This window comes from Pedobacter terrestris (assembly GCF_052343045.1).
Classification (GTDB): domain Bacteria; phylum Bacteroidota; class Bacteroidia; order Sphingobacteriales; family Sphingobacteriaceae; genus Pedobacter.
On the sequence record NZ_CP180264.1, the window covers coordinates 4,230,650 to 4,245,250 of the forward strand.

The 14,601-nt window shown below is 38.7% G+C and carries 15 protein-coding genes; 11 read left to right on the forward strand and 4 right to left on the reverse strand.

From position 1 onward, the window contains the following. Window position 1 precedes the first annotated feature (1 nt). Window positions 2-454 (reverse strand): D-aminoacyl-tRNA deacylase, encoded by a 453-nt coding sequence (gene dtd, locus ACJVDH_RS18080; protein ID WP_443944802.1) that lies wholly within the window; start codon window positions 452-454, stop codon window positions 2-4. 27 nt (window positions 455-481) lie between these two features. Here dtd and ACJVDH_RS18085 point away from each other — a divergent pair, with 27 nt between their 5' ends. Both ACJVDH_RS18085 and ACJVDH_RS18090 read left to right on the forward strand, forming a co-directional pair. Beyond that, on the forward strand, window positions 482-1,507 hold the full coding sequence (locus tag ACJVDH_RS18085) for a hypothetical protein (protein WP_443944803.1): 1,026 nt from the start codon (window positions 482-484) through the stop codon (window positions 1,505-1,507). Continuing rightward, window positions 1,473-3,917, forward strand: coding sequence for a hypothetical protein (locus tag ACJVDH_RS18090; protein WP_443944804.1), 2,445 nt, complete (start codon window positions 1,473-1,475; stop codon window positions 3,915-3,917). The genes ACJVDH_RS18085 and ACJVDH_RS18090 overlap by 35 nt, the downstream gene beginning before the upstream one ends. Window positions 3,918-4,063: 146 nt before the next feature. Here ACJVDH_RS18090 and ACJVDH_RS18095 read toward each other — a convergent pair whose 3' ends face one another. Continuing rightward, window positions 4,064-5,110 (reverse strand): 3-oxoacyl-ACP synthase III family protein, encoded by a 1,047-nt coding sequence (locus ACJVDH_RS18095; RefSeq protein ID WP_443944805.1) that lies wholly within the window; start codon window positions 5,108-5,110, stop codon window positions 4,064-4,066. A 246-nt stretch (window positions 5,111-5,356) separates the two neighbouring features. Between ACJVDH_RS18095 and ACJVDH_RS18100 the strand changes: the two genes are divergently transcribed. Continuing rightward, window positions 5,357-5,638 (forward strand): ATP-dependent Clp protease adaptor ClpS, encoded by a 282-nt coding sequence (locus ACJVDH_RS18100; protein ID WP_443944806.1) that lies wholly within the window; start codon window positions 5,357-5,359, stop codon window positions 5,636-5,638. Window positions 5,639-5,667: 29 nt separating this feature from the next. Here ACJVDH_RS18100 and ACJVDH_RS18105 read toward each other — a convergent pair whose 3' ends face one another. After that, window positions 5,668-6,270, reverse strand: coding sequence for a thioredoxin family protein (locus ACJVDH_RS18105; protein WP_443944807.1), 603 nt, complete (start codon window positions 6,268-6,270; stop codon window positions 5,668-5,670). 165 nt (window positions 6,271-6,435) lie between these two features. Beyond that, window positions 6,436-7,221: a 16S rRNA (adenine(1518)-N(6)/adenine(1519)-N(6))-dimethyltransferase RsmA gene (gene rsmA / locus ACJVDH_RS18110; RefSeq protein ID WP_443944808.1), complete on the reverse strand. Its 786-nt coding sequence runs from the start codon at window positions 7,219-7,221 to the stop codon at window positions 6,436-6,438. Window positions 7,222-7,411: 190 nt separating this feature from the next. On the opposite strand from rsmA, the gene pdxA reads away from it, so the two are divergent. The 8 genes from pdxA to accC all read left to right on the forward strand — a co-directional run bounded on the left by pdxA (window position 7,412) and on the right by accC (window position 14,568). Next, window positions 7,412-8,491, forward strand: a complete 1,080-nt coding sequence (gene pdxA, locus ACJVDH_RS18115) for a 4-hydroxythreonine-4-phosphate dehydrogenase PdxA (protein WP_443944809.1) — start codon at window positions 7,412-7,414, stop codon at window positions 8,489-8,491. A 175-nt stretch (window positions 8,492-8,666) separates the two neighbouring features. Continuing rightward, window positions 8,667-9,509 carry a sulfurtransferase gene (locus ACJVDH_RS18120; protein ID WP_443944810.1) on the forward strand — a complete coding sequence of 281 codons (843 nt, stop codon included), beginning with the start codon at window positions 8,667-8,669 and terminating at the stop codon, window positions 9,507-9,509. Window positions 9,510-9,788: 279 nt separating this feature from the next. Continuing rightward, window positions 9,789-10,274: a YceD family protein gene (locus tag ACJVDH_RS18125; RefSeq protein WP_443944811.1), complete on the forward strand. Its 486-nt coding sequence runs from the start codon at window positions 9,789-9,791 to the stop codon at window positions 10,272-10,274. Window positions 10,275-10,289: 15 nt separating this feature from the next. Next, the gene (gene rpmF, locus ACJVDH_RS18130; protein WP_443944812.1) at window positions 10,290-10,481 is read left to right on the forward strand and encodes a 50S ribosomal protein L32; all 192 of its coding nucleotides are present in this window, start codon (window positions 10,290-10,292) and stop codon (window positions 10,479-10,481) included. A 101-nt stretch (window positions 10,482-10,582) separates the two neighbouring features. Beyond that, window positions 10,583-11,521, forward strand: coding sequence for a phosphate acyltransferase PlsX (gene plsX, locus ACJVDH_RS18135; RefSeq protein ID WP_443944813.1), 939 nt, complete (start codon window positions 10,583-10,585; stop codon window positions 11,519-11,521). A gap of 19 nt (window positions 11,522-11,540) precedes the next feature. Then, on the forward strand, window positions 11,541-12,542 hold the full coding sequence (locus ACJVDH_RS18140; RefSeq protein ID WP_443944814.1) for a beta-ketoacyl-ACP synthase III: 1,002 nt from the start codon (window positions 11,541-11,543) through the stop codon (window positions 12,540-12,542). Window positions 12,543-12,653: 111 nt separating this feature from the next. Then, a complete protein-coding gene (accB, locus tag ACJVDH_RS18145) occupies window positions 12,654-13,133 on the forward strand; it encodes an acetyl-CoA carboxylase biotin carboxyl carrier protein (RefSeq protein WP_443944815.1) in 480 nt (159 codons plus the stop codon). A 94-nt stretch (window positions 13,134-13,227) separates the two neighbouring features. Beyond that, window positions 13,228-14,568, forward strand: a complete 1,341-nt coding sequence (accC, locus tag ACJVDH_RS18150) for an acetyl-CoA carboxylase biotin carboxylase subunit (RefSeq protein WP_443944816.1) — start codon at window positions 13,228-13,230, stop codon at window positions 14,566-14,568. The last annotated feature ends 33 nt before the right edge of the window (window positions 14,569-14,601 follow it).

The window sequence follows — 14,601 nt, forward strand, 5'->3', positions numbered from 1 at the left end:
TTTATTGTTTATCTTTTGTATCTATCAATATCGTAACCGGCCCATCATTTACAAGTGCAATTTTCATATCTGCACCGAAAATTCCGGTCTCTACTTTTTTACCCAATAAAGCAGAGAGTTTTGAAATCATTGTTTCATACATTGGAATGGCAAAATCTGGTCTTGCCGCACGCGTAAAGCCTGGTCGGTTTCCTTTTTTGGTTGATGCAAACAAGGTAAACTGACTAACCAGAAGAATATGTCCATCAATATCTGCCAAAGCTTTGTTCATCAGTCCATTTTCATCAGAAAACACACGCATATTCACAATTTTTTGCGCCAGCCAATCCAGATCTTCAAGCGTATCTGCTTCTTCAATGCCCAATAAAACGAGAAATCCGGTTTCAATTTGTCCGGTAATATCTCCGTCTACTTTGCAACTTGCCTCGGTAACTCTTTGTAAAACTGCGCGCATTTATTCTATTTTTGATGATTATTTGATATGCGCAAGATAACCATTTTCATACTCTCTCTACTTTTCCTTTTCGGCTGCAAGCAGAAATCGGTTGTTCATCCAACATTTTATTTCTGGAAAACGGCGTATCAAAATCATCCTTCAGAAACAGCCTATTTAAATATTTTCAAATCGAAATCATTATATGTGCGTATAATGGATATAGATTACGATCCGGATTTTAACCAAGCTGTACCGGTTTCGCCAATAAAATTTATCGATGCACTTCCTGCCCACATTGATATCATTCCGGTCGTTTTCATCGTCAACAATGTTTTTAATACTATGGATTCTTCCAAAACTTCGCAGCTCGCCGCAAAAATTGCATCGTTCGTAGAGGCGAAAGTCAAACAAGCAGGAAAATCTGGTTGTACAGAAATTCAAATTGATTGCGACTGGACCAAAACCACCAGAAATAAATACTTCGTTTTTCTTAAAGAACTTAAAGCAAATCCACTTCTTAAAGGGAAGACGATTTCTGCCACATTGAGGTTACACCAGGTAAAAAATATTGTTTCTAACGGGATTCCTCCAGTAGATAAAGCCATGTTAATGTGTTACAATATGGGAAACCTGAGGAAATATGGCAAACAAAATTCTATTCTTGATCTTCGGGAAATGAATACTTACCTGAAAGATGACCTTGAAAATTATCCACTTCGCTTAGACGTGGCTTTACCGGTTTTTGAATGGGCGGTAGTGTTTCGTAAAAAGCAGTATGCGGGTATCTCCAAAAGATTATTAAAAGCCGATATCCACAACAAAAATTTATTTAGCCAACAAGGTAAAAGCATCGTCTACACCTTGCTGGCCGATTTTTCAAAAGCCGGTTTAAAACGCGGCGATGAAGTGCGCTGGGAAGAAATTACGACGGACGATTTGCTTAAAACATCTGATTTTTTATCCCGATATTTAAAACCCGAAGAACGAAATCTTGTTTTTTACCATCTTGACATCAACCTATTAAAACATTTTCCCCATGAAAGCTTTCAAAAAATTATCGCTCATTTTTAGTGTATTTCTCTTGTTTTATTTTGGCGAAATTGCTGTAAACATCGCCTGCGGCGGAGAAATAGATCCTTACGATTATTACATTACGTATTTCCACAACAACACATCTGGTGAAGAATATACACCTTTCGCATTCAACGAAATGGTATACCTGAACAATGAAAATGATGTAGAAAGTGAACCGGCCACTAATAGCCGCGAATGGGCAAAATATCTAAATGCGAAAGAACAGGATGTTTTAGCCGTAATGTATAAAACAGATAGTGCAACAAGCCAGAAACTATCTACCTATTCGGGTAAAGTTGCTGACCTTCCAGACAGCTTGCAGAACAATAGTTTTCTAAAGGCTTTAAGCAAAGACAAAAAAGCATTAAAGTACTTTCTTTTTGCAAAAAGTGTAGAACCTCTGGCCAATGTAACGTTCAGTTTATGGGATCCGCAACCTCGGGATACTACTGCAATGACAGAAAAAGGAAATGAGGCACTTGCCAATGCAACTGCAGAAAAAGATACTTTTTTGAAGCTTCGCTATGCATATCAATCGGCCAGAATGTTTCATTACGCCGGAAATTTCCAGCAATGTAAAGATGTATACGAAAAATACATTGCCGGTACAAAACTAAATACTGCACTTAAAGGTTGGGCTTTGGCTTTATATGCTGGCGCTGTACGTAAACTGGGCGAACCGGAGAAAGCTGCATATCTCTTTTCGAAGGTTTTTGCCAGCAATCCAGAACGCAGAACACAAGCCTACAAAAATTATTACTATACCAGTTCTCCCCTGGCTGGCGCTTTGAAGTTTGCCAATAATACCGATGAGCAAGTAAACATTTGGGCCATTAATGGTTTTGGAAATTATGAATACGATTTAAAAAGCCTGAATAAAGTATATCAACTTTCGCCTTCAAGTCTTATTGTTGGCGCCTTGATGGTGAGAGAAATCAATAAACTGGAGAAAAATTTAATTCAGGCGAGCGACATTTCCAATATAGGTTACAACTATTATTTTACTGATGATTACCGCGGCCAGAAATACAAAGACAGCATTAAAATTGTAAACCTGAAACAACTTCATGATATACAGAATTTTGCGCTGAAACTGGCTGCAGAGAAGAAATATCCGCAACCTGAACTGGGAACTTTAACTGCGGCCTATTTATCGTGGATGGAAAACAAAAATCAAGATGCTGCACGTTATCTTTCTCAATTAAATGCTGAAAATTTGACGGAAAAGCTGCGCGATCAGTTCCGGATTACCGATTTATTAATCAAATCTACGAACATCAAAAAAGGAAATCCATTTAATGAAAACGAACTGTTACCGACATTAAAGTGGCTTGATGAAAAACGTTTTGCAGAAAACAAAGCCCAGCCGAAAGACAAATATTACTACTGGACAGATGGCAACAATCGTTTCACTTTAACGACAAGAAATTTCTATCAACAGATTCTGGCTCCTGCTTATATGAAATTGGGCGATACCGCAAAAGCCGCTTTGGCGATGGTAAAAGGCGATTTGAAATACGAGAAACTTACAGAAACTTCTTTGTTTAAAAATATGAGTTACCAAACTACAGAATTTTGGCAGCGCTATTTAAGTCCGAGAAGTATGAATGGACTTTCTATTTTCAAAAGTAAATCTAGTGGAAATGACTTAACAGCTTTGCTGGCAAAAGCATTGAACCAGTTAAATAATGATGATTTTTATGAATTATTTGGCACAACCTATCTGCGTACACACCAATACGCAAAAGCTGTAGAAATGTTTGGAAAGGTTTCTTCGAACTATCAATATTTTAGTCCGGAGAACTGGTATTCAAGTGATTCTGAAGCAAAATTATATGCCAATCCTTTTATAGAAAGCATTAACGATTATCCAAAAAAATACGTCAATGCAAAAGCCGCTGTGAGTAAGAAAAGTTATGCAGCAGAAATGTTGCGTTTGCAGAAATTGCTGGTATCTGATAAAAAGAATGCTGCGCTTTACTATTATAAAATGGCAAATGCCGTTTATCAAACCGGTTATTTTGGCAATGCCTGGTTTTTGATTAGTTACGACTGGTCATCTTATGACAATACCAGCCCGGTTAAATATGTTTACGATGCAGATTATAAAACCGCTGCAACAGCTAAAACCTGGTATTTAAAAGCCAGAAGTTTAAGTACAGATGCCGATTTTAGAGCTAAATGCACTTTTATGCTGGCCAAATGCACGCAGAAAAGAATTATCATGAGCAGCAAAATCAACTCTTTCAGCTATTTTGATAAAAGCGACATTAAATGGAAAACATTTTTGCGGGCAAATTATGCCAATCCTTACTTTCAGGAGTTGAGAATGAGTTATTCAAAAACACCTTTCTATCAACGTGCAGCCAAAGAATGTAGCTATCTGGGCGATTTTATAGTAAAATAGTCTGAGGAAGGTAGAAGGAGGAAGGCGAAGGGTAGAAGGCAAAAAACTGGAAGCCAAAAGCGCCTGTAAATTGCAAAAACAAACCTTCGTGTTTCTCTGTGCCTTCCTCTGTGTTCTTTGTGGTCGAAAAAGAAATGTCTAAATCATTACCATCTGATCAAAGCGCTTGCCCAGGTAAATCCAGATCCGAAAGCAGCAAGACAAACTAAATCTCCATCTTTAATTTTCCCGGCTTCCCAGGCTTCACAAAGTGCAATCGGAACAGACGCTGCTGTGGTATTTCCATATTTTTGAATGTTGTTAAATACCTGATCATCGCGTAAGCCTAGAAGCTGTTGTACATACTGACTGATGCGAAGATTTGCCTGGTGCGGAACCAACATATCCAAATCCTTCTCTGTCAGATTATTTTTGGCTAAAGCTTCTTTAATTACTTCAGGAAATTTTACAACCGCTTTTTTAAAAACTGCAGGTCCGTCCATATAAGGCAATGCGGCGCCACTTTTTATAATTTCTTCAGTCATGAAAAGTCCGCCTAGTTCCTGATCCGGAAATGCAGGTTTATCTTTTAACCATTTATTGGCATGAGCGCCCGGATAATGCATGGCCAAAATTTCGGCATCTGTACCATCACTGTGTAAATGTGTACTCAAAATGCCTTTACCTTTCTGCTCTGTTGGCTGCAATACAACAGCTCCGGCACCGTCGCCAAAAATTACAGAAACATTGCGGCTTCGGGTTTCAAAATCCATTGCGAAAGAATGTTTTTCACTTCCTACTACTAAAATATTTTTATACATGCCGGTTTTGATGAACTGATCTGCGACGGACAAAGCGTATACAAATCCTGAACATTGATTTCGGATATCTAAAGCGCCAATTTCATTCATACCCATTTCACGTTGCAGTAAAACACCACAACCGGGAAAATAATAATCCGGGCTTAACGTAGCGAAAATGATGAAATCGATTTCTTTTTCTGTTACTCCGGCACGTTGCATTGCAATTTTGGCCGCTTCAATTCCCATTGTAGTAGTGGTTTCTTCATTGCGATCTGCAAAACGGCGTTCTTCAATGCCTGTCCGTTCTCGTATCCACTCGTCGCTGGTTTCCATAAACCGGCTCAAATCAGAATTGGTATAGATATTCTTGGGGACGTAATATCCTATCCCAGCAATTTTTGATTGGTGCATGTTAATATTATTAGTTTTGGTTAATCAAATGTAATTAAATTAAGCAACGAAGAAGATAAATCAGAATTGGTTGTGCTTTTTCAATCAAACACTTACCTGTGTATGAATATCCGAAATACGTATAGAAATGGTTTTTGAGCGGTTAGATTTCACTCTGATATCTCAAATCGATATGTTCGGCTTTAAAACGAGATGAATCTGAAATCTATTGTCTCAAATCTCCATTAATTCCCTACTTTTGTAGTTATGTCAACAGAAACTAAAGAAGAGACCTTTACGCTCGACGAGATTTTAACTTCCCTTAAAACCGTACACCGCCTGATTTTGTGGAATGATGATGTCAATACCTTTGATCATGTGATTCATTGCATGATGAAATATCTGGATTACAGCGAAACGCAAGCTGAAAAAATCGCTTGGAAAGTACATAATGAAGGAAAATGTGCTGTACTAGAAGGTTCGTTTACAGAGATGGAAGTATACCGGAAAATCCTCCAACAAGAAGGATTAACCGTTTCTGTAGATTAATTGTGGCGTCTTAAGTTAGCAGAATCTGTTTAATCCAACCGTTTTAACACCTCATTTAACTCTGCCTGCGTAGTTTGAGTTTTATCTTTAGCATACCAGCTGTGAAGTTTTTCGGCAAGTATGGTCATTTCTGAAGTTTCCGTTTTCCACTCTTTTAACAGCACTTGTAGAGCTTCAGGCCGCGGCGCCCAAGTGGCCAGAACGTGTTCAAACTGCTCATCCAGAATAATCAATACCGGGATTGCTCTACCTCCATTGGTTAGATGTGCATCAATTAGCGGAAGATTTTGATCGCGTAGCACAAATTTTAAATCTATTTTACCTAAAGAAGTGCTTGCAATTTTATTGAATACCGGAATAATCTGCGCTGCATCTCCGCACCAACCTTCTGTAATTACTAAGAAATTATAGCGTCCTTTTAAAGCATCAATTGTTGCATTCATTTCTGCGGTTAAACTTACCGTTTTATCAACCCGATTCATCCGCTGAACATTCATTTTACTGTAATGCAACATGGCTTCAGACTGATCTGGACCTGTGGTTTTTCCTTCCAGTAAAAGACGATCTACCAAAGCGCGGTAAGTTTGATAATCCAACCCGTTTTCGTTGTAAATTTCGCTGTAATTGAGCATATTCTTTCTTTTATGCTGCAAAGGAAAGCAGAAAATTGATCAAAATAATCACCGTTTTGCAAGAAAAATACGCACTGGTTTTCACTTATCGTGAAACGAAAAAAAACAGTTAAACGGAAGTGTTATTGATGTTTATAGATTTAACGCCAATTGCAATTGTAAAATTTAAGCTTTCATCAATTCTGCAACGTGCTGGGTAAGTGCCACAAAATCTGCAACAGTCAATTGCTCTGCCCGTTTTTCAAAGTAAATGTGATTGTCCATTTTATCTTTCGGCATAACCGCCGAAACTGCATTACGCAATGTTTTTCTACGTTGATTAAAACCTGCTTTCACAATACGCCAGAACAATTTTTCATCGCAATCCAATTCTGCAACACCATTTCTGGTCAGGCGAATAACCGCCGAATGTACTTTTGGTGGCGGATTAAATGTACCAGGTTTTACGGTAAAAAGGTATTCTATCTTATAATAAGCTTGCAGAAACACACTTAAAATGCCATATTCTTTGCTTCCTGAAGGCGCCGCACAGCGTTGTGCAACTTCTTTTTGAAACATGCCAACCATCTCTACAACTTTGTTTCTGTTGTCAAGAATTTTAAATAAAATTTGTGAGGAAATATTATAGGGGAAATTGCCAATAATGGCGAAAGGGTCTGGGAAAATGGCATCAAAATCAAGTTTCAGGAAATCGCCGTTAATTAATCTGGTGCCCAGTTGAGGATATTTTTCGTTTAAAAAGTGAAAAGATTCTGTATCAATATCAATCAGGTAAGTTTCCAGATCGCTACGTTGAAGAAGAAAATCAGACAAAATGCCCATTCCGGGGCCAACTTCAAGCACTTGTTTGTATTGATCTGTACGAATCAGACTTTCTACAATACGATTGGCAATTCCTTTATCGGTTAAAAAATGCTGACCTAAATGTTTTTTCGCTTTTACTAAACTCATCTTACGCTTTATTTTGCCACGGAGGCTCAGAAACCAAAGAAAAAATATAAAAGAAGAGAAAAACCTGTCTGCTCGACTTTTAAACTGTGTTTCTATGGTTACACTATTTTATACAAAATAACTAATTTTTATCCGGTAAGCACCTGTTTAAACGAAAATCAGTATTTTGCGCTAAATTTTTTCAGCAATTATGAGCAATAAACTTAAAATAGGCATTAGTATTGGCGACGTGAACGGAATAGGTTTAGAAGTAATTATCAAGACATTATCTAATCCGGCTATTTTAAATTATTGCACTCCAATTGTTTATGGCCACACCAAAGTATCATCTTTTCATAGAAAAGCGAATAACCTTGGCGATTTCAGCTTCAATGTAATTAACCACGCCAACCAAGCGCAGGTTAAACGGGCAAATATGATCAACTGCTGGGATGACGATGTAAAAATCGAACTCGGACAGGTTACTGCTACAGGAGGCAAATACGCGCTCCTTTCACTAGAACGTGCAACTGCAGATTTAGTAAACGGAGATATTGATGCGCTGGTTACTGCGCCAATCAATAAACACAATATACAATCAGAAACTTTCGCCTTTCCGGGCCACACAGAATACCTTCAGGAAAAAAGCGGAAGCCGCGATGTGCTAATGTTTTTAATTAGCGAAGGTTTGCGCGTTGGCGTAGTTACCGGACATATTCCCGTAAAAGATGTTTCATCTGCAATTACTAAAGAAAAGATTGTTAATAAGATAAAACTGATTAACGATAGCTTGAAAAAAGATTTCTGGATTGAGAAACCAAAAATTGCTGTGTTGGGTTTAAATCCCCATGCAAGCGACAATGGTTTGCTTGGTACAGAAGAAGCAGAAGTGATTAGTCCGGCAATACAAGAAGTATATGAAAAAGGCATCATGTGTTTCGGTCCATATCCGGCAGATGGCTTTTTTGGCAATGGCAGTTACAAACAGTTTGATGCCGTTTTGGCTATGTACCACGATCAAGGCTTAATTCCATTCAAAACACTAGCCTTCCACAATGGCGTAAACTATACCGCGGGTTTAAACTTTGTTCGTACGTCTCCAGATCATGGCACAGGCTATGATATTGCAGGTAAAGGTTTGGCAGATGAAACTTCTTTCAGGGAAGCCTTATTTTCTGCAATACACATTGTAGAGAAACGCAGAGAACAAGCAGAAATGCTAAGCAACCAGTTGCGCACGGGCGGAAAAATTGTGGAAACGCAATTTGACATTAAAGATGATGCTTCTTAAAAGTTGAAATAAGTTTAGCGCATGCTGCCTAAACAAAATCAGTTTTTCGGAGTGTAAGATACAAACATCATTTTTTCCAAGCGGGAAATACTGCTTGCTTAAATTTTTATATATCAGTTTTTTTGAGATGGATTAAATACCGGCGCACTAAAACCGGGATCAAAATAACATTAAAATGAAAGCCATTCAACCCATTGTTACTCCGGAAGACTTAATTCCATTAAACCAGAAACAGGAAATTGTACTTATTGATGCCAGCGCCGGATCCAAATCGAGATACGACGAACAACATCTTGAGGGTGCATTATTTGCCGATGTAAATACAGACTTGGCAAATATTACGGATTACGCCAACGGCGGAAGGCATCCTTTACCAACCCTGATACAATTTTCAGATTTACTTGGCCGTTGGGGTGTGCATGCAGATAGCCACGTTATTGTTTATGATGATAAAAATGGCGGAAATGCTGCCGCCCGTTTATGGTGGATGTTAAAAGCCATTGGACATGAAAAAGTTCAGGTTATAGATGGTGGATACCAAGCTGCTGTAAAAGCCGGATTCCCGGTAACTGCAGAAACGAAAAATATAAAACCAGCGCAACCTTACCCAATTGAAAAATGGATTTTACCTACGGCAACTATTGACGAGGTGGAAAATGCAAGGCAAAGTGAAAACCACATTGTGATTGATGTAAGAGATGCGAACCGTTATGCTGGTTTAACAGAGCCTATTGATCTTATTGCCGGACATATACCTGGCGCCATAAACATTCCCTTTACTGAAAATTTGGATGCTCAGGGTCGTTTTCTATCACCAGAAGTTCTTCAACAAAAATATGCTGAGGCATTATCTTCCATTAAATCAGACAATACCATTGTGCACTGCGGATCTGGAATTACGGCTTGTCACACTCTTTTAGCCATGGATTATGCAGGTTTAGCAATTCCCAAATTATATGTAGGATCTTGGAGTGAATGGAGCAGAAACGATAAACAAATGGTTTTGGCTATAACTTAGGTTTTACTTTGCACACTGGCTAAACGAGTTTAAACCCTAAAGGCGTAGCAAAACGGCGCAGGCCTGCGGCTGGTGTTAAACAAAAAGCGGGGCCAGAGCAACCGAAAAGCAATGAAACTGATATTCAAAAAATTAGGATTTAAAAAAACACGATAAAAGATCCAATATTTTTTAAAAAACATTTTTTATCTAATTTTTTATCCATACATTTGCAGGCTAAAATTTTACAGTACTTTGAACCCGTTAAAACAATTTTCAGTACCGTTTACCGGATTAAAATTGGGATCTCATCAGTTTGAATATGAGCTTAATGATCACTTTTTTAATGCTTTCGAGTACTCGTTAATTAAAAGCGGACATTTAAAAGTAAACCTGGAACTTGACAAACAAGAAACCATGTTGATTTTAAAGTTTAAAGTTGAAGGCAACGTAAATCTGGACTGCGACAAATGTTTATCCGAATTTGCTTATCCGGTAAACCTTTACGAAAGACAGATTGTAAAATTTGCTGAAGATGAATTGGAAAGCGATGATGACGAAATTATCTCGCTTAGCAGAAAAGAAACTGCGATTGACATCTCTGGCCCGCTTTACGAAATGATTAACGTAGCGGTACCATACATTAAAAACTGTGAACAGGCAGGTAAAGACTGTGATCAGGAGATGATCAATAGACTGGAAAACCTGTCTTTTGACAAACAAGAAGACGAAAGTGAACAAACAAGCGACCCACGTTGGGAAGCACTTAATAAGTTAAAAAAATAATTAGATTATACACCAATGGCACATCCAAAACGTAAGATCTCTAAACAGAGAAAGAATAAAAGAAGAACGCACTATAAAGCGGAATTACCTTCTTTAGCAACATGCTCGGCAACAGGTGCTATCCACGTACCTCACCGTGCTTATAACGTTGATGGTAACTTATACTACAACGGCAAACTGGTTATCGAAAATACTCAGATAGGGTAATTTTCTTAAAGAATTGTTTGTGTTTTCAGCGGCTTTAGTCATACCTTAGTCCCCTGAAAATTTCGGGATTTAACCCGAAAAAACACAAACAGATTTTTTCTATGAAAATAGGCCTCGACATAATGGGCGGAGACTATGCTCCCAAAGCAATTGTTTTGGGAGCAATAGCAGCTCATAAATCGCTAAATGCCGGAGAACAGCTAGTTCTAATCGGCGATACTGAACAGATTAAACCCATCCTCGCAGAAGAAGGTTTTAATCCTGATCATTTTGAATACGTACATACCAGCGAAGTGATTGGTATGGGCGAACATCCTACAAAAGCAATCGTTCAAAAACCAAATTCGAGTATCTCAGTTGGTTTTAACCTTTTGAAAGAAGGTAAACTCGATTCATTTGCAAGTGCTGGAAATTCCGGTGCCATGTTAGTTGGTGCCGTTTTTAGTGTAAAAACCATTCCTGGTATTATACGCCCATGCTTGTGCTCTATCTTACCAAAAGTTAAAGGCGGTACTGGCCTTCTATTGGATGTTGGCGCAAATGCCGACTGCAAACCCGACATTTTATTACAATTTGGTGCCTTAGGTAGCCTTTATGCAGAAAATGTACTTCAGGTAACCAACCCTAAAGTGGCTTTAATGAATATTGGTGAAGAAGAAGAAAAAGGCAATATGCTAAGCATGGCGACGTTTCCGCTTATGAGCGATACCAATTTGTTCAATTTTGTGGGCAATGTAGAAGGCAGAGATTTGTTTAACGATAAAGCTGATGTGATTGTTTGTGATGGTTTTACCGGAAATGTGATGCTTAAATTAGCAGAATCTTTCTATGTATTAACTGTTAAAAAAGGAATGAAGGATGAGTTTTTCGATCGTTTTAACTATGAACAGTATGGAGGCAGCCCGGTACTCGGTGTAAATGCCCCGGTAATTATTGGCCATGGAATTTCGAGCCCTTTGGCTGTTAAAAACATGGTGCTCCAATCTCGTGAGATGATTACAGCTGGTTTGATCGAAAAGATAAAAACGGCGTTTAAATAATTTATTTTAAGATTTAAAGATGAGTAAAATTCGCGCTGCTATTACAGCAGTTAATGGTTATGTACCCGATTATGTGTTAACCAACGCAGAGTTAGAAACCATTGTTGATACTTCGGATGAATGGATCACCAGTAGAACAGGTATAAAAGAACGTAGAATTTTAAAAGGAGAAGGTTTAGGTACTTCTGACATGGCCGTACATGCGGTTAATGGATTGCTTAAAAAAAGAGGGATTGATGCAAAAGAAATTGAACTGATTATTTTTTGTACCACTACACCAGATTTTACTTTTCCGGCTACGGCAAATGTTCTGGCGGATAAAGTAGGTGCTAAAAACGCCTGGGGATATGATTTGCAAGCAGCTTGTTCCGGATTTCTTTTCGGATTAAGTACTGGCGCGCAGTTCATTGAATCTGGAAAACACAAAAAAGTATTGGTAGTTGGTGGCGACAAAATGTCGTCTATCATCAATTACGAAGACCGTACAACTTGTATCATCTTTGGAGATGGTTGCGGTTGCGCATTATTAGAACCAACGGAAGATGGATTAGGCATACAGGATTCAATTCTGAGAACCGATGGATCTGGCCGTGATTTTCTGGGCATGAAAGCCGGAGGTTCTGTTAAACCAGCATCGCACGAAAGTATAGATGCACGCGAACATTATGCACACCAGGAAGGTCCTACTGTTTTCAAATTTGCAGTAACCAATATGGCAGATGTGGCCGCAGAAATTATGGAACGCAATAGCCTAACGGCAGATGACGTTGCATGGTTAGTACCACACCAGGCCAATAAACGCATTATTGATGCCACAGCAAACCGTATGGGAATCGGAACCGATAAAGTAATGATTAATATTGAACGCTACGGCAATACAACAAATGGTACCATCCCGCTTTGCTTATGGGAATGGGAAAGTAAATTGAAAAAAGGCGACAACATTGTGCTTGCGGCCTTTGGAGGTGGTTTTACCTGGGGTTCCATTTATTTAAAATGGGCTTACGATAGCCAATCTTAACATCGCCTTTTAAGCACAGCTTTAAAACGCTGCAAATCATTGAATAAAACAAAAAAAGTATAACTTAGTTAATTCATTATACACTATTTTTTACATAACAAAGCCTAAAAAATGGATATCAAACAAATACAGGAACTGATTAAATTTGTTTCTCGTTCTGGTGTAAACGAAGTTGCTATTGAGCAAGAAGACTTTAAGATCACCATTAAAACAAACCAAACGCCAACAGTTGTTCATGCTACGGTACCACAAGTGCCACTTGTACAAGCTGCAGCACCTGTAGCAAGTGCGCCTACTGCACCGGCAGCCGTTGTTACCCCAGCTGCGCCTGCTTCAGATGACAGCTCGAAATACATCACTGTAAAATCCCCAATGATTGGTACTTTTTACCGTTCTTCAAGTCCGGATAAACCATCTTTCGTGAATGTCGGTGATGAAATCGGAACTGGAAAAGTAGTTTGTATTATTGAAGCAATGAAACTTTTCAACGAAATTGAAAGTGAAGTTTCTGGCCGTATCGTTAAAATATTGGTAGAAAATGCATCGCCGGTAGAATACGACCAACCTTTGTTTTTAGTAGAACCTATTTAGTAGCTGATTCACAGATTAATTTGATTTCACAAATTTTATTATGCCACTTAATCGGCATGATCTTTTAAATCTGTGTAATCCTAAATTAAAGATTATGTTTAAAAAAATACTTATTGCCAACAGGGGTGAAATCGCTTTGCGTGTTATCCGTACCTGTAAGGAAATGGGCATCAAAACTGTTGCTGTGTATTCTACCGCCGATCGCGAAAGCTTACATGTACGTTTTGCTGATGAAGCGGTTTGTATCGGTCCGCCACCAAGTAAAGATTCATACCTAAATATTCCAAATATCATCTCTGCAGCCGAGTTGACCAATGCAGATGCCATCCATCCAGGTTATGGGTTTTTATCAGAAAACGCTAAGTTTTCTAATATCTGCCGCGAGTATGGGATCAAATTTATTGGCGCCACACCTGAGCAAATTAACGACATGGGCGACAAAGCTTCGGCTAAAGCAACCATGAAAACAGCAGGTGTTCCAACTATTCCGGGTTCTGAAGGTTTGTTAACCAGCGTTAAAGAAGGTATCCAGATAGCAAATGAAATGGGCTACCCGGTAATTCTAAAAGCAACTGCCGGTGGTGGTGGCCGCGGAATGCGCGTGGTTTGGAAAGATGAAGATTTTGAAGGCGCCTGGGATAGTGCACGTCAGGAATCTGGTGCTGCATTTGGCAATGATGGTTTGTATCTTGAAAAATATATCGAAGATCCACGCCATATTGAAATCCAGATTATTGGCGATCAGTTTGGTAAAGCATGTCACTTATCTGAGCGCGATTGTTCTATTCAACGTCGTCACCAGAAACTGGTAGAAGAATCTCCTTCTCCGTTTATGACAGAAGAACTTCGTTTGAAAATGGGCGAAGCAGCAATTAAAGGTGCTGTAGCTGTAAATTATGAAGGTGCTGGAACAATTGAATTTTTGGTTGATAAACACCGCAATTTCTACTTTATGGAGATGAATACCCGTATTCAGGTAGAACATCCGGTAACAGAAGAGGTGATCAATTTTGATTTAATCAAAGAACAAATTAAAGTTGCTGCAGGTATTCCAATATCCGGAAAGAATTATTTCCCGGATATGCATGCCATAGAATGCCGTATCAATGCAGAAGATCCATTTAATAACTTCCGTCCGTCACCGGGTAAAATTACTAATTTCCACTCTCCGGGAGGCCATGGTGTGCGTGTAGATACACACGTTTATGCAGGTTATCAGATTCCGCCAAATTACGACAGTATGATTGCGAAGCTGATTACAGTTGCGCAAACGCGTGAAGAAGCCATCTGTACTATGGAGCGTGCATTGGGAGAATTTGTAATTGAAGGTGTAAAAACTACCATTCCATTCCATTTGCAGTTGATGAAAGATCCGAACTTCAGAGCCGGAAATTTCACAACTAAATTTATGGAAACATTTGATTTATCAGAATAATCTAAACTATTTCTATATTTAGCACGTAAATAC

What these genes read in the sequence shown, in the direction of transcription:
- ACJVDH_RS18090 (WP_443944804.1), top strand. Translation starts at nt 1,473, where the DNA reads ATGAAAGCTTTCAAAAAATTATCGCTCATTTTTAGTGTATTTCTCTTG.
- ACJVDH_RS18120 (WP_443944810.1), top strand. Translation starts at nt 8,667, where the DNA reads ATGAAAGCCATTCAACCCATTGTTACTCCGGAAGACTTAATTCCATTA.
- rpmF (WP_443944812.1), top strand. Translation starts at nt 10,290, where the DNA reads ATGGCACATCCAAAACGTAAGATCTCTAAACAGAGAAAGAATAAAAGA.
- ACJVDH_RS18105 (WP_443944807.1), bottom strand. Translation starts at nt 6,270, where the DNA reads ATGCTCAATTACAGCGAAATTTACAACGAAAACGGGTTGGATTATCAA.
- ACJVDH_RS18100 (WP_443944806.1), top strand. Translation starts at nt 5,357, where the DNA reads ATGTCAACAGAAACTAAAGAAGAGACCTTTACGCTCGACGAGATTTTA.
- accC (WP_443944816.1), top strand. Translation starts at nt 13,228, where the DNA reads ATGTTTAAAAAAATACTTATTGCCAACAGGGGTGAAATCGCTTTGCGT.
- pdxA (WP_443944809.1), top strand. Translation starts at nt 7,412, where the DNA reads ATGAGCAATAAACTTAAAATAGGCATTAGTATTGGCGACGTGAACGGA.
- plsX (WP_443944813.1), top strand. Translation starts at nt 10,583, where the DNA reads ATGAAAATAGGCCTCGACATAATGGGCGGAGACTATGCTCCCAAAGCA.
- ACJVDH_RS18085 (WP_443944803.1), top strand. Translation starts at nt 482, where the DNA reads ATGCGCAAGATAACCATTTTCATACTCTCTCTACTTTTCCTTTTCGGC.
- dtd (WP_443944802.1), bottom strand. Translation starts at nt 454, where the DNA reads ATGCGCGCAGTTTTACAAAGAGTTACCGAGGCAAGTTGCAAAGTAGAC.
- rsmA (WP_443944808.1), bottom strand. Translation starts at nt 7,221, where the DNA reads ATGAGTTTAGTAAAAGCGAAAAAACATTTAGGTCAGCATTTTTTAACC.
- ACJVDH_RS18095 (WP_443944805.1), bottom strand. Translation starts at nt 5,110, where the DNA reads ATGCACCAATCAAAAATTGCTGGGATAGGATATTACGTCCCCAAGAAT.
- accB (WP_443944815.1), top strand. Translation starts at nt 12,654, where the DNA reads ATGGATATCAAACAAATACAGGAACTGATTAAATTTGTTTCTCGTTCT.
- ACJVDH_RS18140 (WP_443944814.1), top strand. Translation starts at nt 11,541, where the DNA reads ATGAGTAAAATTCGCGCTGCTATTACAGCAGTTAATGGTTATGTACCC.